This is a genomic window from Terrimonas ferruginea DSM 30193 (assembly GCF_000425585.1).
In the GTDB taxonomy this organism is placed as follows: Bacteria; Bacteroidota; Bacteroidia; order Chitinophagales; family Chitinophagaceae; genus Terrimonas; species Terrimonas ferruginea.
Genome location: NZ_KE384403.1, coordinates 27,008 through 49,081 on the forward strand (window position 1 = coordinate 27,008; position 22,074 = coordinate 49,081).

24 protein-coding genes are annotated in these 22,074 nt (G+C 48.8%); 5 read left to right on the plus strand and 19 right to left on the minus strand.

Going from position 1 to position 22,074, the window contains the following annotated elements:
- From H608_RS23180 to H608_RS0120285, 3 genes are all read left to right on the plus strand, one after another.
- A complete protein-coding gene (locus H608_RS23180; protein WP_051268566.1) occupies positions 1-936 on the plus strand; it encodes a glycosyltransferase family 2 protein in 936 nt (311 codons plus the stop codon).
- Positions 937-955: 19 nt separating this feature from the next.
- On the plus strand, positions 956-1,762 hold the full coding sequence (locus H608_RS0120280) for a glycosyltransferase family 2 protein (protein ID WP_028789292.1): 807 nt from the start codon (positions 956-958) through the stop codon (positions 1,760-1,762).
- Between the two features lie 77 nt (positions 1,763-1,839).
- Entirely contained in the window at positions 1,840-2,064 is a 225-nt protein-coding gene (locus H608_RS0120285) for a hypothetical protein (RefSeq protein ID WP_028789293.1), read from the plus strand.
- 48 nt (positions 2,065-2,112) lie between these two features.
- Here H608_RS0120285 and H608_RS0120290 read toward each other — a convergent pair whose 3' ends face one another.
- The 3 genes from H608_RS0120290 to H608_RS0120300 are packed head-to-tail and all read right to left on the minus strand — an operon-like array spanning position 2,113 to position 3,990.
- A complete protein-coding gene (locus H608_RS0120290) occupies positions 2,113-2,766 on the minus strand; it encodes a DUF2911 domain-containing protein (protein WP_051268568.1) in 654 nt (217 codons plus the stop codon).
- Between the two features lie 13 nt (positions 2,767-2,779).
- Entirely contained in the window at positions 2,780-3,343 is a 564-nt protein-coding gene (locus H608_RS0120295; RefSeq protein WP_081658965.1) for a DUF2911 domain-containing protein, read from the minus strand.
- A 44-nt stretch (positions 3,344-3,387) separates the two neighbouring features.
- Entirely contained in the window at positions 3,388-3,990 is a 603-nt protein-coding gene (locus H608_RS0120300; protein WP_028789296.1) for an acyl carrier protein phosphodiesterase, read from the minus strand.
- Positions 3,991-4,356: 366 nt separating this feature from the next.
- On the opposite strand from H608_RS0120300, the gene H608_RS0120305 reads away from it, so the two are divergent.
- Together H608_RS0120305 and H608_RS0120310 are read left to right on the plus strand one after the other, a co-directional pair.
- Positions 4,357-4,794 carry a hypothetical protein gene (locus H608_RS0120305; protein WP_155990278.1) on the plus strand — a complete coding sequence of 146 codons (438 nt, stop codon included), beginning with the start codon at positions 4,357-4,359 and terminating at the stop codon, positions 4,792-4,794.
- 154 nt (positions 4,795-4,948) lie between these two features.
- Complete coding sequence (locus H608_RS0120310; protein ID WP_028789298.1) at positions 4,949-5,923, plus strand: deoxyhypusine synthase family protein; 975 nt, start codon at positions 4,949-4,951, stop codon at positions 5,921-5,923.
- Positions 5,924-6,104: 181 nt separating this feature from the next.
- On the opposite strand, the gene H608_RS0120315 is transcribed toward H608_RS0120310, so the two are convergent.
- From H608_RS0120315 to H608_RS0120390, 16 genes are all read right to left on the minus strand, one after another.
- Positions 6,105-7,646: a M28 family peptidase gene (locus H608_RS0120315; protein ID WP_028789299.1), complete on the minus strand. Its 1,542-nt coding sequence runs from the start codon at positions 7,644-7,646 to the stop codon at positions 6,105-6,107.
- A gap of 79 nt (positions 7,647-7,725) precedes the next feature.
- Positions 7,726-8,181, minus strand: a complete 456-nt coding sequence (rpiB, locus tag H608_RS0120320; protein WP_028789300.1) for a ribose 5-phosphate isomerase B — start codon at positions 8,179-8,181, stop codon at positions 7,726-7,728.
- A 47-nt stretch (positions 8,182-8,228) separates the two neighbouring features.
- Positions 8,229-9,086, minus strand: a complete 858-nt coding sequence (gene tatC / locus H608_RS0120325; protein ID WP_028789301.1) for a twin-arginine translocase subunit TatC — start codon at positions 9,084-9,086, stop codon at positions 8,229-8,231.
- A 75-nt stretch (positions 9,087-9,161) separates the two neighbouring features.
- Positions 9,162-10,415, minus strand: coding sequence for a hemolysin family protein (locus H608_RS0120330; RefSeq protein ID WP_245565784.1), 1,254 nt, complete (start codon positions 10,413-10,415; stop codon positions 9,162-9,164).
- 28 nt (positions 10,416-10,443) lie between these two features.
- Positions 10,444-11,016 carry a guanylate kinase gene (gene gmk / locus H608_RS0120335; protein ID WP_038009277.1) on the minus strand — a complete coding sequence of 191 codons (573 nt, stop codon included), beginning with the start codon at positions 11,014-11,016 and terminating at the stop codon, positions 10,444-10,446.
- A gap of 28 nt (positions 11,017-11,044) precedes the next feature.
- The gene (murA, locus tag H608_RS0120340; protein WP_028789304.1) at positions 11,045-12,349 is read right to left on the minus strand and encodes a UDP-N-acetylglucosamine 1-carboxyvinyltransferase; all 1,305 of its coding nucleotides are present in this window, start codon (positions 12,347-12,349) and stop codon (positions 11,045-11,047) included.
- A 182-nt stretch (positions 12,350-12,531) separates the two neighbouring features.
- Positions 12,532-13,071: a DUF420 domain-containing protein gene (locus tag H608_RS0120345; protein ID WP_028789305.1), complete on the minus strand. Its 540-nt coding sequence runs from the start codon at positions 13,069-13,071 to the stop codon at positions 12,532-12,534.
- Positions 13,043-13,873, minus strand: coding sequence for an SCO family protein (locus H608_RS0120350; protein ID WP_028789306.1), 831 nt, complete (start codon positions 13,871-13,873; stop codon positions 13,043-13,045). Before H608_RS0120350 ends, H608_RS0120345 begins: the two co-directional genes overlap by 29 nt.
- Positions 13,874-13,980: 107 nt before the next feature.
- Complete coding sequence (locus tag H608_RS0120355) at positions 13,981-14,445, minus strand: cytochrome C oxidase subunit IV family protein (RefSeq protein WP_028789307.1); 465 nt, start codon at positions 14,443-14,445, stop codon at positions 13,981-13,983.
- A 62-nt stretch (positions 14,446-14,507) separates the two neighbouring features.
- Positions 14,508-15,386, minus strand: a complete 879-nt coding sequence (locus H608_RS0120360; protein ID WP_028789308.1) for a cytochrome c oxidase subunit 3 — start codon at positions 15,384-15,386, stop codon at positions 14,508-14,510.
- Positions 15,387-15,434: 48 nt separating this feature from the next.
- Positions 15,435-15,971, minus strand: a complete 537-nt coding sequence (locus H608_RS0120365) for a cytochrome c oxidase subunit 3 (RefSeq protein ID WP_028789309.1) — start codon at positions 15,969-15,971, stop codon at positions 15,435-15,437.
- A 108-nt stretch (positions 15,972-16,079) separates the two neighbouring features.
- On the minus strand, positions 16,080-16,964 hold the full coding sequence (cyoE, locus tag H608_RS0120370; protein WP_028789310.1) for a heme o synthase: 885 nt from the start codon (positions 16,962-16,964) through the stop codon (positions 16,080-16,082).
- 100 nt (positions 16,965-17,064) lie between these two features.
- On the minus strand, positions 17,065-18,876 hold the full coding sequence (locus tag H608_RS0120375; protein ID WP_028789311.1) for a cytochrome c oxidase subunit I: 1,812 nt from the start codon (positions 18,874-18,876) through the stop codon (positions 17,065-17,067).
- 49 nt (positions 18,877-18,925) lie between these two features.
- On the minus strand, positions 18,926-20,005 hold the full coding sequence (locus H608_RS0120380) for a cytochrome c oxidase subunit II (RefSeq protein WP_028789312.1): 1,080 nt from the start codon (positions 20,003-20,005) through the stop codon (positions 18,926-18,928).
- Between the two features lie 100 nt (positions 20,006-20,105).
- The gene (locus H608_RS0120385) at positions 20,106-21,350 is read right to left on the minus strand and encodes a hypothetical protein (protein ID WP_028789313.1); all 1,245 of its coding nucleotides are present in this window, start codon (positions 21,348-21,350) and stop codon (positions 20,106-20,108) included.
- A 41-nt stretch (positions 21,351-21,391) separates the two neighbouring features.
- Complete coding sequence (locus tag H608_RS0120390) at positions 21,392-22,060, minus strand: c-type cytochrome (RefSeq protein ID WP_038009278.1); 669 nt, start codon at positions 22,058-22,060, stop codon at positions 21,392-21,394.
- Between the last annotated feature and the right edge of the window lie 14 nt (positions 22,061-22,074).

Consider the following 22,074-nt stretch of genomic DNA (forward strand, 5'->3'; position numbering starts at 1 on the left):
ATGCACATAATTACCGTTGTTATTACCTACAACCGCCTTGGGTTGTTGAAAGAATGTATTGCCGCAATCCGCGCGCAAACACGTCCTTCCGACGAAATATTGATCATTAATAACAGTTCCACCGATGGCACGGACGAGTGGCTGGCTACACAGCCCGGTCTGCGCGTGATTACACAACCCAACAGGGGCGGCGCCTGGGGTTTTCATGAAGGCCTCCGCCATGCCTACCATCACAACAGCGATTGGACATGGATCATGGACGACGATTCGATCCCGGAACCTTCGGCTTTGCAAAAACTACTCGATGCCGCTGCCGTTGCAAAGCAGGCGGGTGACGAATTCGGCTTCTTCGGAAGCCAGGTTTTGTTCACCGACCGCACGCCGCACCTCATGAACAGGCAGGTTATACTTCAGGACTTCACGGGGAAAAAAGACAAAACGTTTTACGCACAGCACCAGATCGTTCCGGTTGAATTCAATTCTTTCGTCTCCTTGCTGGTAAGCCGGGAAGCGGTGCGTGCAGCGGGGCTGCCCATCAAAGAATTTTTTATCTGGGGGGATGATTATGAATATACACGCCGCATCCGTAAACACGGACTCAGCGGCGCACTGGTAACCGACAGCATTGTAATCCACAAAACACCGGTTAACTATGCCAGTGATATCTTTACGGACGGTGCCAATAATTTATGGAAATACAAGCACGGGCTTCGCAATGACCTTTATATCCGCCGGATGTTCAAAGGCGAAGGCAGTTACTGGCGCAACCTGCTCAAGCGGGTATTTACCTGGCCGTTTTCGCTGTTAATAAAGCGAAAAGACCACCGTATGGCTTTTATCCGCACACTTATCAGCTCCTCGCTGGCATCGGTTACCTTCCGGCCTCCCATAGATTTTGCCGACGATCTTCCCCTTACAGATACAAAAGCTTCCTGAGGTTTGTTATTTTGCAGCCATGCCAACGAATTCGATTCTCATATCAACTTATAACTGGCCGCAGGCATTGGACCTTTGCCTGAAAAGTGTATTGCATCAGTCGGTGCTTCCCGACGAGATCGTTATTGCCGATGATGGCTCCCGCGGCGAGACAGGCGACCTGGTCGACCGCTTCATGGCGGAATCACCGGTGCCCGTAAAACACGTCTGGCAACCCGACGAAGGATTTCAGCTTTCGCGCATCCGCAACAAAGGCATTGCCGCCGCCTCCGGCGAATACGTGATCCAGATCGATGGCGACCTCATCCTGCATCGTCATTTTGTAAAAGATCATTTGAACTTTGCCCACAAAGGACATTTTACCACCGGAAGCCGCGTGCTGCTTTCGCCACAAACAACCGAAGCATTGTTTAAGGCGAACTGCATCGATATAAAAAAACACTCGGTAGACGACCGCAACTTTTTAAACGGCATTCATCTTCCTTTTGCCTCCGTTCACAAACTCATCTCCCGCCGATACAAGAACAAGGGCAAACATAAATACTATGTAAAAGGGTGTAATATGGCCTTCTGGAAGCAGGATCTGCTGAAGGTGAACGGGTACAACGAAGCGTTTCTGGGCTGGGGAAGGGAAGACAGTGAAATTGCCATTCGCCTGATCAATGCCGGCATCCGCAAACAATTCCTCAAGTTTGGCGGTATCAGTTATCATTTATACCACAAAGAAGCCTCACGCGAACTCGAAGAGCGCAACATCCGCATGATGCAGGACGCCGTGGATCAGAAAATTACCTGGGCGGAAAAAGGGATTACGGAACACATGTAGGAATGTGGAAATGTGCCGCCTTCGGCGGGATGTGGAAATGCGGAAATGGCTACCTTTGCACAAATCCCACCGTGATCATGAAAAAGAGGCTACTGATCTGTTTACTTTCCCTGTTTTTGATATTGGGCACAGCGCTGAGCAGCCTGGCTCAGTGTTCTGTATGTACGCGTACTGCAGAACAAATGGGCGAACGCCCCGCTACTGGTATGAATACAGGCATTCTCTACCTGGCTTTTATGCCATTGGCTATTATCAGTGTGCTGGCTTACCGGTGGTGGAAGTCGGAGAAAGCCAGTGTGTAAATAGCTGTTTCCATTTCCACATCCCGCCGAAGGCGGTACATTTACATATTACTTAAAGTCAATCGGCAGCCTTGCCACTACCTCGTCCCAGGCGATCACCAGGTTGGCGCCGCCGTCTTTTTTCTCAAAAACCATAGTGAAATACTCCACCATCGGGTTGTTATGCACCACCGGAATATCAAATTTATAGACGTCCAGTTGGCGGTCCTGCTCCAGCCCCCACGAGTCGAGGTTGCTGTTGAGCACGATCGTCCAGGTATTTTCATGCGGGAGGCAATAGATAATATAACGTCCGGCTTTCACGCGCGTGCCCTGGATGTTTACCGGATGAAAAAAATCGATCTCTGTGGCCTCGTTGGCACCCAGGCGCCAGGGCTCATTGTATTTTACCACATCATGAAAAAGGCGTCGGCCATTGAGGTGCGGACGGCTGTAGATCACCCGCATATCTGCACTGATATTACTGTCTGATGCAATTTTCAGGATCGGATAGTCTTTCGGATAATAACTCATGTCCATCGGAGATATATCCACCGGCGCATAACTGTTGACCGCTCCCGCTGCGGTGTCGCGGATATGAGACGGCAACGGACGTGAGCGGGCAGAATCCTCCTGCGCTTTTTTCGTGGACGGCCGCTGGTTGCAGGACATAACCATTGCCAGCGCAAGAGACAGACAGGAGATGAACAGTACTTTCTTCATGCAGGATCAGTTATTAAAGCGTGATCGGCAGCGCAGCCTGGACATTGTCCCAGGCAACTACCAGGTTGAATCCGGTTGTTGTTTTTTCAAACACCATACTCACCAGCTCTTGTGTATTCGTAACCGTTCTGGCAGGCACCTGCATGCGCACTACATCTTTTTTCTCGTCATATTTAAAAGCACCCCAGCAATCGGTGTCCTTGTTGATGATAAAGTTCCACTGATTTTCTTCCACGATGGCATAAAGTGTATAACGTCCTTTGGAAACGGTCTTGCCATTGATTTTGACATTGCGGTAGAATTCAATCTCCGTCGCCTCATTGGCTCCGAGACGCCATACTTTTCCGTATTCCACTAACCCGCCATATACTTTGCGGCCGGATTTCGACGGACGGCTGTATACAACACGGGCAATGGGCGATTCGGTTACTTTTCCCTGGATTTTCAGCATCGGATAATCTGCCGGATAGTAACTGATATCAAGCGGAGACTTGTCGGCGGGCGGCATGGCTGTTTGCGCAGCGGCTGTTAATACAGCACCTGCCATTACAAAAGAAAGGAACAGTTGTTTTATCATACGAATTGCAAAAATAACAAAGCAAAGTACCGTGTACTTACCATTTATGGATTTTCTTTTTCACTTAATTGATGGTATTGCACCTCCGCAAACGCTTTCAGCTCCGGCCAGAATTTTCCGTAACACGCCCGCAGGTAGTCGTAGTTATCCAGCATCAACTGCACGGCGGGCAGGCTTTCCGACATATAAGCCGCCCTTCTGACCAGCCCTTCGAAACTATTGAAGATTCCCTGGCGCTTGCGGTAATCATATAACCAGTTCTGCCGTTTCATATACGGAAACATCCCCGCAAATTTTGCCGGAAACCAGGTGGTGTTTTGTTCGGTCAGCCGGTAAACCTTCTGAGAAAATGCCAGCAGCGACGCATCCGTAAACTCGTTTTCATCATTGGCCAGGAAATGATCGAAGGCCACATCGATAAACGCACCACTGTATAAACGGTAAAGCGGCCGGAAAATTTCCTTGGCCTCGTGCACGCGCGGATGATCGTCGGTAAAACCATCGATCATGCGGTGGAGCAGAATGCCCCTTCTTATGCCTGGCGGAAAATCATACTGCCGCCGGCCTTTCACGAAATCGCTGAAAAGGTTGCCGGCCAGTACCTCCGGATCGTCAAAAGACAGATATGCGTGTGCAAGAAAATTAATAACCCTGGTTTTATACTATAATATACATAAAACGCACCACTTCTTCATCACTGCCCCTGTATGTGAGAGATGTGATCAGGCAACAAAGCGTAACAGCCATTCTTCTTAATGATTTGTTAATCCAACTTTATATCCGGCAGCGATAAGAAAAATCAGAAAAAAATTTTTGCTGTTCTTGTCATAATCAACGCGGTTTTGAGCTTATAAGCGGATGCGCGAAATGATGAACGGAGTAACGCGTTAAGGTTGTTTAACATCGGGCTCCGCTAATCACAATTGACTTGAAATGCGGTGTAACAAAAAATAGCTTTGTACCGTCATACTCTCAAACAAACAAAAAAAACCAAACCGATAAATAACAAACACATGAAAAAGTTATTCGTAATGCTGGCCTTCATCATCGCATCTGTTAGCGCAATGGCCAATGACAACACAATCGACAACAAAGTACTGGACGCCTTCAAAAAAGATTTCGCTACCGCCTCCCAGGTAGAGTGGACGCAGAGCGAGAATTTATACCGCGCTTCTTTCCTTTACAACAACAAGTTCGTTTCCGTATACTATGACAAGGAAGGACAAATGATCGGACTTACCCGCAACATCAGCTCCATCGACCTGCCTGTAATGTTGCAAAAAAGTCTGCGTGGCAATTATGAAAAATACTGGATCTCCGATCTCTTTGAAGTAAGCAACTTCGATGGTACCGGTTACTGCGTAACGCTTGAAAACGGCAATAACAAGATCGTTCTCAAATCGATGAACGGTGAAGACTGGGCGCAGTACCAGAAAAGTACCAAACTGTAATCAAGGCGATAGTTTCTCTTTTATAGATTAGTTTTGGTGTGTGGTAAAAAAGCCCCGTGATCTTTTGAGACACGGGGCTTTGTATTTGTGGTAAAGCTGTAATTTTGCCACCTCACCGCCGCTTTGCGGCGGGACATCTTTAAAAAACTATATCATGAGCAGAGGTCCTGTTTCGCAGTTTATCGAACATCATTACCGCCACTTCAACGCAGCCGCCCTGATGGATGCCGCTAAAGGCTATGAAACCCATCTCGCCGAAGGAGGAAAAATGCTGGTCTCCCTGGCAGGCGCTATGAGTACCGCCGAATTAGGCATCTCACTGGCAGAAATGATCCGCCAGGATAAAGTGGCCATCATCAGTTGCACAGGTGCCAACCTCGAAGAAGATGTAATGAACCTGGTAGCACACTCCCACTACAAGCGTGTTCCCAATTACCGCGATCTTACGCCACAGGACGAGTGGGACCTGCTGGAAAATCATTACAACCGCGTTACCGATACCTGCATTCCCGAGGAAGAAGCTTTCCGCCGTTTGCAGAAACACCTGGTAAAGCAATGGAAAGATGCTGAAGCAAAAGGTGAACGTTTCTTCCCGCATGAGTTTCTTTATAAAACCGTATTGAGCGGTGAACTCGAACAATACTACGAGATCGATCCGAAAGATTCCTGGATCGTGGCCGCTGCGCAAAAAAATATTCCGATCGTTGTTCCCGGATGGGAAGACAGCACCACCGGCAACATCTTCGCCAGCTACGTGATCAAAGGCGAGTTGCAGGCCAGCACTGTGAAGAATGGCATTGAATACATGGTATGGCTGGCCGATTGGTACCGCCAGAATTCCGGTGGCAAAGGCGTTGGCTTCTTCCAGGTCGGTGGCGGCATCGCCGGCGATTTCCCGATCTGCGTAGTGCCCATGATGTACCAGGATCTCGAGTGGCATGATGTACCGTTCTGGAGCTATTTCTGCCAGATCAGCGACAGCACCACTTCTTATGGTTCTTATTCAGGTGCCGTTCCCAACGAAAAAATCACCTGGGGTAAATTAGATATCAATACACCGAAATACATTGTAGAAAGCGACGCAACAATTGTTGTACCGCTGATCTTCGCCTGGTTGTTGAAATGGTAGAAAAAGCCCCGCACTGCGGGGCTTTTTTAATTAGGTGATTTGAAAATTTGATAATGCTACGCGGGCGAGCATTTACTTCTTTCCCGGCTATTCTTTATTACAAAAGATCTTCAAACTGCCCAATTGCCAAATTTTCAAATCATCAAATTGCCTAATTCCAGAAGATAAGTTTTTTTAAAACTTATCTTCTTGTGCCCTCCGGCAGCTTCAAATCTCTTTTCAGCATATCATTGCGATTGGCCATTTCCCAGGCGGTATAAAATACCAGTTGCGCTCTTTTCGCCATCAGCGGATAGTTGATCTTGTCCGGCGTATCGGTAGGCTTGTGGTAATCGGGATGCACACCGTTGAAATAGAAGATCACCGGCACTCCTTTATCCGCGAAGTTGTAATGATCGCTGCGGTAGTAGAAGCGGTTTTTGTCATTGGGATCGTTGTATTTGCGATCCAGTTTCATTTTTACATATTGCTTGTTTACCTGGTCGGTGATCGGAGCCAGATCGGTGCTCAGTTTGTCGTCGCCGATCACATACACATAGTTCACGGAGTCCTTGTCGGCCTTGTATTCGTCGCCGATACGGCCGATCATGTCGATGTTCAGGTCCACCGTTGTTTTATCGAGTGGGAACACGGGGTGATTGGAATAATATTCTGAACCCCACAGTCCTTTTTCCTCTCCGCTTACGGTCATGAATACAATGGAACGGCGCGGGCCTTTGCCTGCTGCTTTTGCTTTGGCAAATGCTTCAGCCAGCTCAAGAATGGCCGTAGTACCGCTGCCATCATCATCCGCTCCGTAATAGATCGTTCCGTCGTCGCGCTTCCCTACGTGGTCGTAGTGTGCGGTGATGATCACGTATTCATCTTTTTTATCCGTGCCCTCGAGCAGTGCCAATACGTTGGATGCCGCAGCTTGTTTGGTGGCCACTTCATAACGCAGCGCCACATCGGCTTTGTATACTTTTGAAGCAACGCCATTTTTCTTCACCTGGTCCAGCACGTTTTCTGTACCGGCACCGAGAATGCTGGTAGCGAGTGCCTGCGAAATACTATAGGTTGGAGGATATACGGAAGGCTGATAGCCATTCAGCTGGTAGGCGGATTGCATTTGTATGTTTTTCCGGGGGAAATTGGCAGACACGACTAATACCGCTGCGGCACCCCGCGCGCGGGCAGCTGCGAGTTTGCCAAAAATATTCCCGGGAGAGCGGAACCCTGTAGCCGAAGGCTTGTATCCTTCAGGCATACCATCTGCGATCATCACCAGCTTGCCGGCAACATCGAGATCTTTGTAAGCATTCAGATCGCCATCCACAATACCATAACCAACAAATACTACTTCAGAAAAACGAAGACCTGAGTGGTGATTGAATTGTGCATTGGGTAAAAAATCTTTCCCTAATTCAAAGGCTGTTCCGTTTACGCTCAGCGATGTGGCGGTCATGGAGTCTTTGTACAACGGGTATCGCTGACGATAGCTGCCGTTGTTACCGGGCTGCAGTCCGAGTGATTTGAAATGCTCTTCAATGTAAGAAGCGGCTTTTTCCAAACCGGGCGAAGGCGTGTCGCGTCCTTCCATTTCAGCTCCGGCAATGATGTGCAGATGCCGGCTCATGTCTGCGGCCGTGATCGTTGCGGCAAAACTGCCGGGACGGCTCTTCTTTTGCGCAGTAGCCGTGAGGCTCAGCAGCAGAAGGGCCGGAAGTACTGATTTTCTGATCATGTGGTATGTGTTTAAAAGAGGAATGCTCAAACTTAATTGAAAAGTCTGAGCATCCGAATTTCGTATGATGAGCGGTCGGTTAGTTACAGGCTATTTTCTCCACGCGGCGTTCATGACGGCCGCCTTCAAACGCGGTATTCATGAAACTGTCTACCATTTTCTCCGCGTCACCTTCGCGCACAAAACGCGCCGGAATACAGATCACATTGGCATTGTTGTGCTGACGTGCGAGCTTTGCCAGTTCATCACCCCAGCAGATGGCAGCACGGATTTGCTGATGTTTATTCGCCGTAATGGCCACCCCGTTTGCGCTTCCGCACAGCAGAATACCAAATGAGTAATCGCCGCTTTCAACGGCCTCGGCTACCGGGTGTGCAAAGTCTGCATAATCCACCGAATCGGCGGAATAGGTACCAAAATCTTTGAAAGCAAGACCTTTCGCTTCAAGAAAGGAAATGAGGTCTTCTTTGTATTCAAATCCTGCATGGTCGCTGCCAATGGCAACAGGTTTGGAGAGGTCAAACTCAGTACTCATCATAACCGGTTTATTAAGACCGTAAAGATAAGAAGATTACCCGCGTATCAGCTCCACTCTTCGTCTTCTTTGGCCTTCTGTTTTTTATTGATGCGTGCGGCCAAAACAATGCTGGCTTCAAACAACAAATAAAGTGGAATAGCTACAATCGTAAGGCTGAACGGGTCTGTTGAAGGTGTGATAATAGCCGCAGCGATCACGATCAGCACAAAAGCATGACGGCGGTATTTACGGAGAAATTTTGCCGTAACAATGCCTACTCTTGCCAGCACGGCCATCAGCAGCGGCATCTGGAATAATAAACCGATACCCACGGTGGTATAGATCAGGTTCTCCAGGTAATCGGAGAAGGTAGGCATGATGGTTACCTGATCGCTGAGTTTGTAATTGAAGTAAAAGTTCACCATGAAAGGTGTAAGGATAAAATAGCCGAATGCCACGCCGATAAAGAACAACAGCGATACCCAGAAAATTACACCGCGTGTGGTCCTGCGCTCCTTGTCTGAAAGAGCGGGGCTTACAAAGCGCCACAGTTCCCAGAAGATATAGGGAAAGGCGAGGATGAACCCGCCAATGAATGCGAGTGTGAACGAGGCCACGAATTGACCGGTCATCGTCGTTTCGAGAAACTTTGCGTCTACCTGCTGAAAGCAAAGCGTGTCCCCGATGCCGATTGCGTGTCCGAGGCTGCAGAGCCATTTTGCAGAAATAAAATCGGCCCTGGTGGGACCAAACAACACGGTATCCACCACAAAGCTTGTAAAAGAGAAAACGATAATGGCGCCTATGAGCAGGGCGATCACCGAGCGGATCAGGTGCCAGCGAAGTTCTTCCAGGTGATCGATGAAAGACATTTCCGCCTGGGAATCTTTTTTCCGCTTGTCCAAAAAGTCGAGAAGGGCCATTCAATTAATTTAGGAAATGTCAAAATTAAAGGGAAACGGGCAATAGATGCCTGTGTTTAACCTACGATACGGAGATTACTTCAGTTTTTTCATTTTTACCATCTCGATACGGGTATCGCTGACATTGAGTACGTCAAATTCATAATCATCGATAATGATCCGTTCTTTCTGGCGCGGAATGGTTTCATGATAGCCGATGATATAACCGGAAAGCGTTTCTGCGTCGTTTTCGGGAAATACAAACGAGTATTTTTCTTCGAGATAATCCAATTCGAGGCGTCCGGAGAAGATGTATTCCGTTTCGGAAATGCGTTTTTCTACAAACTGCTCCGTATCGTATTCATCAAAAATTTCCCCGAACAGCTCTTCCAGCACGTCTTCCATGGTAATGATGCCTGCGGTGCCGCCAAATTCATCCACCACCCACGCGATGCTTTTGCGTTCGCGGCTCAGCTTGTTGATCAGGTCGGCGGCGCTCATGCTTTCCGGCACAGCCGGGATAGCCAGCAGGACTTCCTGGATAGTTGACGGCCTTTTGAAGAGATCCAGTTCGTGCACATATCCTACAATATGATCGATATTGCTGTCATAAACGACCATTTTGCTCAGTTTTGTCTCGGAAAAGCGCAAAATCAGGTCTTCTATGGAAATGGTAATATCCACGCCGATGATCTCTTTGCGGGGCACGAGGCATTGGCGGATCTTCACACGCGGCAGCTCCTGCGCGTTTTCCAGTAATTGTGTATTGCGTTCCTGCCGGTCATCGTCGCCGTGGTTTTGCTGGAAAAGATTCCGCAGATCACTCCGGTTGAAGGCTTCTTTTGTTTTGTCCAGTTTTACGTTGAACACATATTTCAGCATCCATTCCGCCAGCGAGATTAGTCCCGTTGCCAGGGGCTGGAACATCTGGTAGAAAAAGTTGGTGACGATGGACAGTTTGCTGAGCAGGGTATTGCTGCGTGCCCGGAAAATGGCGCGGGGAATGAATTCGGCCAGTATCAGCACCAGGAAGGTGGCGATAACGATTTCTACAAGGATGTGCACCAGGTCAGAACCTACATTGAAATATTTCCACATGGGCTGCAGCACGGTACTGATTTGCAATCCGAAAAAAACGAGGAAAATGATAAACCCGATAAGAGTAGTACCCAGGAAAGTAGCGGGAGAGTCTACAAATTTGCCCAACAGGTGGCCCGTGGCACTGCCCTGCTTGCGTTTCAGTTCAATATTCAGGCGATTGGCACTGAAAAATGCCATTTCAATACCTGCGAAGAAACCCATCAGCAACACCGTCAGGATAAACCAGACAATGATCTTCCACTCTATCATATTCTAAAGATAGAAAAAGTTTGGTGTTTCATGACAGGAACTCCCGGATGATGGCTTCCGCTTCGGCGCAGGCCCGGGGAAGGTCGTCGTTGAGAATAACCTTGTCAAAATGATTTTTGAAAGACAGTTCGTAAGAGGCTTTATTGACCCGCGCCTGCAGCGTTTCCTCGGTTTCCGTGCCGCGGGAAAGCAGTCTGCGCTTTAATTCATCGATGGAGGGCGGTTCAATAAAGATGGAAAGCGAGGTTTCCGGGTATTGTTGCTGCACGTGGATAGCGCCTTTTACATCGATATCCAGCAGCGGGCACTGTTCATTGTCCCAAAGGCGCTGCAACTCACTTTTTAATGTTCCGTAGTATTTTCCTTCGTACACCATTTCCCATTCCACAAACTCGTTGTGCTGGATCTTATGCTGGAAATCCTCGAGAGTGATGAAATAGTAATCTTTCCCATCCTGCTCATAAGCCCTGGCCTGGCGGGTTGCCGCCGAAATGGAAAACGCCAGTTGCGGAAACTGACGCAGCAGATGATGGGTGATGGACGTTTTACCGGCGCCCGAGGGTGCGGTGATGATGATGATCTTTTGTTGAACAGAAGCCATGTGCAAAGAAAAGAAAAAACTGTTTTCGTTACAACCGCTTAATATCTGCACCAAGCGCCATTAATCGCTGATCGATATATTGGTAACCTCTGTCGATCTGTTCGATGTTCTGTATCACGCTTTTACCTTCTGCGCTGAGTGCAGCAATGAGCAAGGCCACACCAGCCCGTATATCGGGGCTGCTCATGGTAATGCCGCGCAATCGCTGCTGGCGTTCCAGCCCGATTACCACTGCCCTGTGCGGATCGCAAAGAATGATCTGCGCACCCATGTCGATCAGCTTGTCGACAAAGAACAGGCGGCTTTCAAACATTTTCTGGTGGATCAATACGCTACCGGTTGCCTGAATGGCCGTTACCAGGACAATACTCAGCAGATCCGGCGTAAAACCCGGCCAGGGATGATCATAGATGGTCAACACGCCGCCATCGAGATAACGCTGAACAGTGTATTCTTTCTGAGCTGGAATATAAATATCGTCCCCGCGGTATTCGAGTTGAATGCCGAGCTGCCGGAATTTATCGGGAATGATACCCAGATGTTCGATACCGGCGTCTTTGATGGTGATCTCGCTCTGCGTCATGGCGGCCAGTCCGATGAAGGAGCCTACTTCGATCATATCCGGCAGCATGCGGTGTGTGGTACCGCCGAGTTCGTCCACGCCTTCGATCACCAGGCGGTTGCTGCTGATGCCGCTGATGCGAGCACCCATGCGGTTGAGCATACCGCAAAGCTGTTGTATGTAGGGTTCGCAGGCAGCATTATAGATAGTCGTTGTGCCTTTGGCGCGAACGGCAGCCATAACAATGTTGGCGGTACCGGTTACGGAAGGTTCGTCGAGCAGCAGGTCTGCCCCATGAAGGTTAGTGCCATCGAGATGGAAAAAACCGTCTTCGGCATTGTAATCGAAACGGGTGCCTAATTTTTCAAAAGCGAGAATATGTGTATCGAGGCGGCGCCGGCCAATCTTGTCTCCGCCCGGTTTGGGAATAAATGCTTTGCCGAAGCGGGCGAGCATGGGGCCGGCCAGCATAACGGAACCACGGAGGCGGCCGCTTTTTTTGCGGAAGTCTTCGCTATGGAGGTAATCGACGTTCACATCATCGGCGCGGAAAATGCAGGTGTCGCGCGAAACGCGCTCCAGTTTTACATTCATCTCCCCGAGCAATTCGATCAGCAGGTTCACATCGAGGATGTCGGGAATATTGGTGATGGTTACAGGCTCGGCTGTAAGCAACACGGCGCTGATGATTTGCAGTGCTTCGTTTTTGGCACCTTGCGGAGTGATGGTGCCCGAAAGCGGTTTACCACCGCGTACCTCAAAGGCGTTCATAGTAGTTCAAAATTAAAAACGTGAATGGTCAATGGTGAATCGTGAATGGCTGTTTTACTTACTACTTAAAACTTATAACCGCTGTTTCCTTCAACAGGCCGATGCTTCGGCCTCAGGAGCCCTAGCCCGAAGTGTCGGGCCTTACGCCCTAGCCCGAAGTGTCGGGCCTTACGCCTTACTCCTTAGTAGTAAGGGCTGATCATCAAATAAACCACCACCCCGGTTACAGCTACATAAAACCAGATAGGCCAGGTAATGCGGGCAAGCTTGCGGTGATTAACCCATTCGCCGGTAAGACCGCGGTAAGCAGTAAACAAAATGAATGGCAGGATCAGGCCGGCCAGCGGAATGTGTGTAAACAGGATGATATAATAAATCGTTTTGCCAATTCCTTCACCACCATATTCCGTGTTTCCGGCCAGCAGGTGATGCGTTACATAACTCAGCAAGAACAAAATGGACAACACCATCGCGGCCAGCATCAGTCTCTTGTGTACCAGGTATCTTTTCCCTTTCACTGCCATTAGCGCCGCCAGCAACAACAGCGACACGCAAGTATTGATTACCGCATTGATTGCCGCGAAAATATGTACGTCGAATCCGAGATCGACATCTATGGACACGCGGCTGAGCGCCGTTACAAGCAGAAACACTACAATAGAGAAGGTGAAGATGAGAATACGGGCCTTCTTATCATTCTTTTTCCAGGCGGCTGTCAGCATTGGTGGGTTTATTTTTTTTGAATACAAACAGGAACAGCCCCACACCGGCGATAGCCAGCAAAAATGCTACGGCCATGATCTGAAGTTTTCCTGCAAAAAAACTTTTCTTCGATTTGTCTTTTTCCATCGTCAGCATCACCAGGTCTTGCGCCAGTTGATTGAGAGAGGCGGAGTCAAGCCCGCGATAATAGCCGCGTACATAACGGTTGCTGTCGATAAGGATAAACCTGTCGGAATGGAAAAAGCTGGTATCGACACCCATGCCATCTTCCACGCCTACTTTCATGTGGTTGATGGCAAGATCATAAATGGTCTTTTTATCGCCGGTCAGCAGCCACCATTGATCCGGATCGATCTGGAAACGGTCTGCCCATGATTTGAGTTGCGGAACAGAATCGCGTTCGGGATCGATACTGAAAGAAATAAACTGAACGTCTTTGTTGGTGCGGTCGCCTACGCGTTGCCCGTTGGAGAGGGCTTGCTGCAGCTTACGCATGTTCATGGTCATGCCAGGGCAAATGGTTGGACAATGCGTAAAGAAAAAGTCGGCGATGATGATTTTGTTGCGCAGGTTTTTCAGGGAAACGGTATCGCCCTGCTGATTGATCAGCGTGAAGTCGGGCACGCGATGCCATACTGAGTCCGTCACCATTTTACCGTTTCGTTTGGAAACATTAACGGAGTCCAGCACATAGTGCCGGGGCATGGCCACTGCTTTCTCGCTATAATTTTTTACGATGAAATAACATACCAGCGGGAGGAAGAGGGCTATCAGAACCGCATATAAGGCTTTCTTGTTCACAGATCAAATTAATTGGTCACCTGTTAAAATGCAAAAGTAAGAAGCAAAAAACGGAGTTGGTCAATTTTTTACTTCTTACTCTTGCTATGCGTTCGGTTGAACTTTTGTTATTGTTTGCCGGGCTCAGGTTTCGGAGCTTCCGGTTTCGCCGGTGCTTCGTGACCGTGGTGTGGTCTGGGCGAAGTGGTTTCTTTAAAATGCTTGTCGTAGTCGTTACGCAGGTTTTTATAAGAATTACCATCGATCAGGAACGCTGCGATGAACCAGATGAACAGCATCAGCGGAACCACGATCGTCATGATGAAGTTACGGATCTCATCACCCAGGTGCATGAATACCGCTACGATGTAATAAGCTTTGGCAATGGTCAGTATACAAACCATTCCTTTGAAAGCCAGCACCAGGTATGCGCTTGGGTTTTCGCCTTTGTGAATATTATAAATAACCAGGCCGATCAGCAACTCGATGATAGTAATGATCGAGAGCAGGATGGTCGTCTTTTTTACCTTCTTTTTAAAAGTTTCATCATCTGTGTGGTGATGAAACGTGATCTCTGATGATGTATGCTCCATAACGTTGAAATAAGGTATCTGTTAATTAAGTTAAATCTCTTTTGATAAAAGCCGCAGCCGGATCAGATCAGGTAGAAGCACAGGAATACGAATACCCATACCAGGTCTACAAAGTGCCAGTAGAGACCAGCCTTTTCGATCATCAGGTAGTGTCCTCTGCGTTCGAATACATTTTTCTGCGTCATGATCAGCATTACGATGTTGATGATCACACCGGAGAATACGTGGAAACCGTGGAAACCGGTAATGCCGTAGAAATATCCACCGAAGGCAACGGGTCCTTTTTCACGGATATGCAGTTCTGCATTGCTCAGCATATTTACCAGGTCCTGCTTGGGCAGTTTCATCAGCTCGGCATGACCGAGTTGTGAAGCGTGGTGCTCATGTACCAGGCTGGCCAATACGTGTTGATCGGAATTGTTGAGCGCCGCCGTAAGTTCCGGTCCTGCTGCTACCAACTGACCCCAGGGGTTGATGGTAGTGGTTTGACCCACCATCTGGATCTGGCCGTCGATCAGGGTTGCGTGTTCGCCGGTGATCAGGTGATGCCACTCCCAGGCCTGACAGCCGAGGAACGCGATACCACCAACGATAGTCCAGGCAAGCCATTTGGCCACACTGGCTTTATCGCCTTTATGACCGGCATGTACTGCCAGTACCATGGTTACCGAACTGATGATGAGGATAAAGGTCATTACACTCACGAAAGCCAGCGGCAGATTGGCGTGGCCCGCACCCGGAAACGCATTGAACACCACGTTGGGATCCGGCCAGAAGTTCTGGCTGAAACGGATAGTGCCATACGAAATCAGGAATGCGCCGAATGTAAATGCGTCACTCATCAGGAAGTACCACATCATCACCTTGCCATACTCCACATTGAAGGGACTTTTGCCCCCGCTCCACCATTTGGTCTGATGTGTCGAAACTGTTGTTGCCATACTAATAGTTAAAAAAAATGCCTAATTATGTTTTGGTGCGGCTGCTGCTTATCCTACAATCAGGAAAAAAACCAGCAGGTACAGCCAGAGAATATCTACGAAATGCCAGTAAGTAGCCATTACTTCTACCGGCACCGGACTGTATTGCTTCACACGGCCGAAGAACGCTCTGCCGAACATGATCACCAGCGCAACCATACCCCCGATGACGTGGATGGCGTGCAGACCGAAGATCACATACAGGAACTGTCCTGCGCCTGAAGCCCCGATGAACCGGATATTATTTTTCCAGAGTTCATGAAAGCCCATATACTGAAGCACTACAAATCCCAGACCCAAAAGAACTGTTATAGCGGTCAGCAGCCGGTATTGCTGCATCACGCGCTGGCGGAAGGCCCGCACCGCCATCTGCATGGTGATGCTGCTTGCCACGATCACGGCCGTTGATATCCAGAAGACATCGGGCATGGTCACCGTGCGCCAGCCAACCAGGTTGCTTTTTACAATAAAAGCGCTTGTCAAACCGGCAAACATCATCAGGATACTTGCAATGGCCACCCAAAGTGTAAACTTGTGGGGATGCATTTTTCGTCCGTTGCCCTTTGCCGGGGTCTTATGCTCACTGATATTCAACTCACTTACCATTTTTATCGCTTTGAGGCCGCATTAAAACGGCTCCGTGTTTTAATCAACTTACACTTTGCTCAGCAACAGCGCCAGCAATACGACAGGCAGATACAAATAGCTGCCAAACATCACGCGGCGTGCAGAAGGAATGTCCATTTTGGCATACAGCATGGCACAACGCATGATCATGAACAGGTTGCCTGCGATCACGAGGATCAGGCCGATCAGTCCTGCCGTGTTGTCAAATGTGCATATTCCGGTAAAATAAGGCGCCATGGTTACGGGCAGCAACAGCAGTGAATAAACCACTGTTTGCAATGCTGTAAAACGTGTTGGTCCCTTATCTGCCGGCAGCAGCTTGAAACCTGCAGCAGAGTAGTCGTTGTGCGCAATCCAGGCAATAGCCCAGAAGTGCGGAAACTGCCAGAAAAACTGGATCAGGAATAAAACGCCACCTGCCAGCCAGTCGACTTCCTCACCGGGAGCAAAACCTGCCACCCAGCCGATCAGGCAGGGAAGCGCACCCGGAACCGCACCCACCATTACCGCAATAGAATTGACTTTCTTAAGCGGCGTATAAATGAACGCGTAAAGGAAAAGGCTGAAGGCCGCAATACCAGCCGCCGTCCAGTTGAAGTAATTACCAAGGATAAAAACTCCGAGCGCGCCGGTGAAGATGGCAAAACCCCATCCTTCCTGGGCACTCATCCGGCCGGAAGCAATCGGGCGGCGCGCGGTACGCTTCATCATCGCGTCCGTATCTTTTTCCACCACCTGATTGATTGTATTGGCACTACCTGTTACCAGTAATCCACCTGCAAAGAGCAAAAAAATCCGCCACCAATCAAATCCCACTCCGGGCGCCAGCAGGTAACTGATCACACTGCTGAACACCACCATTATACTCAACGAAAGCTTGACTAACTGTAAATAATCCTTGATCTTGTTCATCCCGCTTCCGTTTTATAATTCAAAAGTCAAAATTCAAAATTCAAAAATGATCCGCTGGTTGTAAAAGTCTTTTGACTTTTTACTTTTGAATTTTTACTTCTTAGTGTTTGCTTTCATTAGCACCCACCGGTTCCGTCTGCGGAATAAATTCTCTTCCGTCTTTTCCGTAATCATAAGCCCAACGGTGTACTTCAGGAATCTCACCAGTCCAGTTACCGTGGCCCGGGTTGATCGGAGTAGTCCACTCGAGCGTGGTAGCTCCCCATGGGTTCTGTGTAGTAACCTTACGGCCTTTGAATATGGAATAGAAGAAGTTGAATACAAACATCAGCTGAACCGCAAATACGATGATCGATACAACGGTGATCATTTTATCCAGCTCGTGGAACTGGCTGAAGTTCACCCATACGCTCTTGTCGAGATAACGGCGTGGCATACCGGCAAGGCCCTGATAGTGGATCGGCCAGAAGATCAGGTAAGCACCGATCATGGTAACCCAGAAGTGAATATAGCCGAGCGTATTGTTCATATAGCGGCCATACATTTTGGGGAACCAGTGATAAACACCGGCGAACATACCGAAGAAGGAAGCCACACCCATTACAATGTGGAAGTGTGCCACCACAAACATGGTATCGTGCAGGTGAATGTCGATCGTAGAGTTACCGAGGAAGATACCGGTCAGACCACCGGAGATGAACAAGCTTACGAAACCGATACCGAACAAGGCGGCCGGCGTGAAGCGGATATTACCTCTCCACAATGTAGTAAGCCAGTTGAACACCTTGATGGCTGAAGGCACCGCGATCAGCAGGGTGAGCAGTACGAACACCGATCCCAGGAACGGATTCAGACCTGTCACGAACATGTGGTGAGCCCACACAAGGAACGCCAGGATACAGATGGCGAACATTGAACCGAGCATCGCCATGTAACCGAAGATGGGCTTGCGGGAGTTAACCGACAATACTTCGGACACCATACCCATCGCAGGTAAAAGAATGATATATACTTCGGGGTGACCCAGGAACCAGAACAAGTGCTGGAACAGGATGGCACTACCGCCTTCATTAGGCAGGGCCTGACCACCAATATAAATGTCGCTCAGATAGAAGCTGGTACCCAGGTTGCGGTCAAACAACAAGAGGATCAGACCAGAAAGCAGTACAGGGAAAGAAAGGATACCCAGTACGGCAGTGAAGAACAGCGCCCATACAGTCAGCGGCAGACGTGTCATGCTCATGCCTTTGGTACGCATGTTCAGAATAGTGGAAACATAGTTCAGACCGGCGAGCAACTGTGAAACCACAAACAGCGCCATGGCGATGATCCACATGTCCATACCGGCTTTGGAACCGATCGATGCTTCGCCCAGCGCACTTAGCGGCGGATAGACCGTCCACCCACCGGCGGCTGGTCCGGTTTGAATAAACATGGAAGCGATCATTACCACACTGGCCATGAAGAAGAACCAGTAAGACAGCATATTCATCAGCGGCGACGCCATATCACGTGCACCAACCTGAAGAGGAATAAGCAGGTTCGCAAAGGTTCCGCTCAAACCTGCAGTCAGTACGAAGAACACGAGTACAGTACCGTGCATGGTTACCAGCGCGTAATAAAATTCGGGTTTGATACGGCCGCCTTCAGCCCATTTACCAAAGAATGTCTCCAGGATCGGGAAGGTCTGATCAGGAAAACCGAGCTGCAAACGGAACAGTACTGAAAACAGACCGCCGATGATCGCCCAGATAATACCCGTGATCAGGAACTGCTTACCAATGGTCTTGTGGTCCTGACTGAAGATATACTTTGTAATAAACGTTTCCTTGTGGTGGTGCACATGGTGCTCATCATGATGTGCTCCGTGTGAGGTACCCACTTCAGGCTGAATATGCAATGCGTCGCTCATAATCTTTTATTTTAACGGGCTACACGTATCGCCCGGTTTCTTCATTTTATTATTTCAGTTGGGCAAGGCCTTTAACAGTGTCGGCTGCAGGTGCTGCAGGCTTGGCGCCCGCGGAGTCTGCAGCAGGAGGATTCTTGGCTTCCAGCATCATAGCGTACTGTGATTTTTTAGAAGCGAACCATTGATCATACGCCTCCTGTGTTTCCACCACAATAGTACCACGCATGCTGGTGTGACCGGCTCCGCACATCTGGTCGCAGGAAATCTCGTACACAAAGTCCGGATTGCCTGTTTCCTTTTTCATCTGCTCGGTGGTCTTGGTCGGCGTGAACCACATAGTAGTAGGTGTGCCTGGTACTGCGTCCATTTTCAGGCGGAAGTGCGCAAGACCTACATCATGGATTACATCTTTCGCATTGATGATCAGTTTTACAGGTCTGTTCACCACCAGGTGAAGCGGTTCATCCTGACCACTGGTATACACGTCGTCGTGGTTGAATTCGTCTTCCCAGATCTGACCGAGCGGGTTTTGCTCTTCCGGGTTGATCTTCTTGTAATATTTTTTACCCAACTCTTTGTCAGCTCCCGGATAACGGTATTCCCATTTGAACTGGCTACCGGTTATTTCAACGATCATGGCTTCTTTTGGAGCGGGGCCTGTGATGCGGTACCAGTAAACGATACCGAAACCTACCAGTACAGTCAGTACGATAGCAGGTACTACCGTCCAGATCAACTCCAGTTTGTTGTCATGCGGGAAATAATATGCTTTACGCTTGTCTGATTCCTGGTATTTAAAAGAGTACCAGAACAGCAGGCCTTGTGTGATCACGAATACCACGCCTGTTGCGATCAGGGTGTATTTCAGCATGCGGTCTACCAGGATACCGTGATCGGAAGAGGCCTCACCGATCTTCAGGATCTTCCCTGCAAGACGATCGTTACAATACCACACACCGATTAATCCCACGATCAGGAAAAGAAGCAGCAGAAAAGCATTGATCTTGTTTGTCTGCTTACGGGACTTCTCTTCGCCGCGGATAACGGCTACATATTCACTTGCCTTGGCAATCTGAAAGGTGATCAGAAAGCCGAGTACGAGGATCGCTATAATAAAGAAAGTTTGCATAGCTGTATAAATTCCAAAAATTAATGCTGTTTCCAGTTTCCGGCCCGTTGGCCGATATCATTCATATTTCAATTAAAGAACTGCTGTCCGGCCACCAATATTATGTATGGTGGATAAGACTTTCCTTGATGAAGGGGTGATTCTTCGGAACCAGCGGATACTTAGAAAGTGTTCTGCCAACCAGGAAAAGAATCAGACCTACAAATCCGAGGGCCACACCAAAATCAGCAATCATCAGCGGAGGATTCTTCGAAATTGACGGGAATACCATCTGGTAGAAGTCCAGCCAGTGACCAAAGATGATCAATACTGCCATGAAGGTGATCGTGGTATAGTTACGTTTGGCATCGCGGCTCATCAGGATCAGCAACGGTGCAATAAAGTTGATCAGGAACATGATCCAGAAAATTCCGCTGTAGGCACCTTCAACGCGGGGCTTGAAGTAAACCGTTTCTTCAGGAATGTTGGCGTACCAGATCAGCATGAACTGGGAGAACCACAGGTAAGTCCAGAAGATAGAGAACGCAAACATGAACTTACCAAGGTCATGCAGGTGTTCGTTATTCGTATACTGGAGATAACCATTGTTTTTCAGGTAAACGACAAACAAAGTCATAAGGGCCACACCGGCTACGAATGAACTTGCAAATGTATACCAGCTGTACATGGTGCTGTACCAGTGTGCATCGATGCTCATCAGCCACAACCAGGGCAGTGAAGACATAATGGTGAGAGAAAATACCACGATGTATACAGCCGCCCAAACGGTGTTGTTCCAGATATATTTCTTCTTTTCTTCCATGGTCTTCAACGGCTCATTGTCTAGTTTGCGGGACATCTGGCGCATTTTCCATCCCAGTACAGACCAGAGGATCACGGTAAGCAAGGTTACCGTAGTATAAAATCCTTTATTCAGGAATCCTTTTTTAGCATCCAGGATTGCATCATGTTTTACGTGTTCGGCATCAGTCCAGTGATAGATAGTGTGGTTGCTGCCAAAAGCAATGGATAGCAGGATTGCGGCGGCTATTACACCCAGAACAGGTACGCAGGCAGAAACCGCTTCCGTCACGCGGCGGAAGGACAATTGCCAGCCACCCCAGGCGAGTGTGGTTGCACAGATAAAGAACATGGCTGCGTTTACAATCAGCAGAAAGAAAACGCTGTTCTGCATCAGGCTCGCCCAGAAGCGCGCGTCCTGCAGCTTTTTCTCTTCCTCATTGCCTGTGCCTCCATGCGTAGAGATGTACAACGCAATGATAGATATAATACCCACAGCCATCAACGCAAAGGCTAGCGTGTTGTACTTTTTTGTCGGAGCGAAATTTTCCCTAATTGATGACATCCTATGTTCTTTTAAATTTCTTCAAATAGTTGGTTCTCTGATTACTTGGCAGCTACTGGTGCCATGGCTCCGGCAGCAGCAGGTGCTGGTGCTGGAGTGGTTGCGGCAGCGCTGTCCTTAGCGGCAGGTGCTGCTGCACCGGCTGCTCCACCCTGCTTGGACTTGATATATGCAATGACCATCCAACGTTGCTTGGTGTTCAACTGTGAAGCATAGCTACCCATTTGTCCTTTTCCGTAAGTAACGGAGTGGAACATGGTGCCTTCCGTCATTTCCTTCATGGCAGCATCCATGAAATTCTTCGGCGCTGCCGTATAAGGACCATCTCCGCCGTTGAACAAAGGACCGTTACCGTCCAGTTTGGAACCGTGACAGATCGCACAGTTGATCAGGTAAAGGCGCTCTGCCTCTTTCATATTAATAGAATCGGGCGACAGCGGATTGCGGTAGGTAGCCGATTGCGCATAACCGATCGAATCGTGCTTCAACGGGTAAGGAAATGCATCACCGCGGGCAACAGTACCAGGAACAGGGCGCTCGTTGTAATAAGCACCGGCCTTGGCAATGTCTTCGGTAGAACCATATGTTTCGTAAGCACGGCTATACACCATGTCAGGAGCATACGCACGTCCCGGCTGATCATTTCCGCCGCAGGAGGGCAATACGGTTATCATCCACGCACATCCTGCTATCGTTAAGAGTTTTTTCATTGTAGTTGTATATC